Genomic DNA, 1,786 nt, shown 5'->3' on the forward strand with positions numbered 1-1,786 from the left:
TTCAAAAACAAACGAAAAGTCATTAGCAATTGATTTCGCATTTTTATGATTAATCCCATGAATAACTGTTCCACGCCAATACTTCGTTTCTATAAAGCCAATCAAGGTTTTTTATGAACTACAGTTTTTCTAACGTAAATGCATTCCTTCAGACACTATCTACAAAGTGCATTACAACACACTTTTTATTGCTTCATTGATCATATCTTCAAAACTTTTATATTCTTCCATAATTTCCCCACTAGGCTTATCTAGTTCAAGGAAAACACATTTATCTATATCAAAGCAGTACCAAGAAATGCTTGAATCTCCAAAGAACAGGTAATCACTATCCCACTCATTATCTCGCCAAATTTCATTTGCTCCTATAAAACCATTATTCTCATCATCAGATTTCGCATTATATATAACTAATCCATTAAATTCTAAACCATTTGCTATTTTCAACAACTTTTCATATTCACTTATCCATAAATTTTCTCGTACATTCTTTGAAACCCACTCTTTTATTAACTGAATATTTTTATCACTCGCAGGTAACATAATGGATTTCCCATCTTGATTTTTAATCTTTTCAATTTCTTCTAGTAATTCTAAAACCATAATTACACCTCTATCCTTTAGTCGTTGGATATATAGACCCTTCTGGAATTGGCCATTTAATATTTATTGATTCACCTACATTCAAACCTTTAGTTAATTCTTTTTGAGAATTAGTAAGAACTTTGTGGTATGGATCATTTTTGATTAGTATTAAATTTTTAAAATCATTCGTTCCTCCATCATCTAATGGTAGCTTATGATGAACCTGATATCCATCTGGTACTAACCCTTTTTTTAGATTTTTAATATCCATTTCAGTTAAACCTGAATTTATGAGTGGCTTAATTTTTTTCTCATCGCTTACTAAATCTTGCAAGAAATTTTTTCTAACTGAATTATTAAATTTATTTCTCAATTGTTTGAAATCTTCTCGATCACGCTTAGTATAGATTACTTCTGTTTCAAAAATGTCTTTTAATAGAACTTCTTTCCCTTTCAATTTACCAACATGTTCAGTTTTTTTAATAGTACCTATCTTCCCATCGAACCCTTTCGCCCCAAACGGCAAAAGCATCCCCAGCGCCGCATTCATACTCGCTTCCTGCTGTTCTTTCGAGATTTTATTCCCAAACATGTCTCTGCCAGTGATGGCTTCACTAAATCCGTTGGCGGCGGTGAGACCATACAAGCCTTTTTGCGAAGTTTTTAGGACGTCAAAAGATTTTTGTGACATCTTGTAGATGTCAACCGCTCTGACTGCGGCTGATGTGGCTTGGGTGGTTTTATAGACAGCTTTTCCACCTTTGAAAATGCGCCCTGCCCAGCCGACAATTGGGATGTAGCCTGCTGCTGCCATGCCGCCTGCCGCGACTCGCTGTCCTGAAGTGAGTTCTTCACCCGTGATCGGGTCAATACCTGTTGCGGCTCGTTTGGCGTCGTTCACTCCGGTCAGTTCATTCAGAATCATACCGCCATCATCAAGTGCTTTTTCATACCAAGGACGGTTCGCCAATGCTTCTTGTTCTTTCGCAATCTTGCGGGCTTCTTCTTGTTCTTTTTTGATTTTGAGATATTCAGAAGTTTGCTTCTCAATATCGCTTTTTGCTTTATAGATTTCGCTATTTTGATATGCTTTCTTATCAAAATTGATCGGTGAAATGGTTTTTCCGTCATTTGTCGCATTCATCATTTCGGCGTACAATGCCATTGTAGCCTGCTCTTCAGTCTCTGACAAAGCATATTC

The 1,786-nt window shown here is 36.2% G+C and carries 2 protein-coding genes; both read right to left on the reverse strand.

The window, feature by feature from the left end:
* Positions 1-171: 171 nt before the first annotated feature.
* Positions 172-603, reverse strand: a complete 432-nt coding sequence (locus ACIQCE_RS16315) for a YrhA family protein (protein ID WP_400496069.1) — start codon at positions 601-603, stop codon at positions 172-174.
* 10 nt (positions 604-613) lie between these two features.
* Positions 614-1,786, reverse strand: a 1,173-nt coding sequence (locus ACIQCE_RS16320) for a pre-toxin TG domain-containing protein (protein ID WP_400496070.1), incomplete at its 5' end; no start/stop codon positions are given.

The organism is Bacillus sp. NPDC093026 (assembly GCF_044754665.1).
GTDB classification, from domain to species: domain Bacteria; phylum Bacillota; class Bacilli; order Bacillales; family Bacillaceae; genus Bacillus; species Bacillus maqinnsis.

Bases quoted from the DNA above. Each gene is read 5' to 3' on its own strand.
- ACIQCE_RS16315 (WP_400496069.1), bottom strand. From the start codon at position 603: ATGGTTTTAGAATTACTAGAAGAAATTGAAAAGATTAAAAATCAAGAT.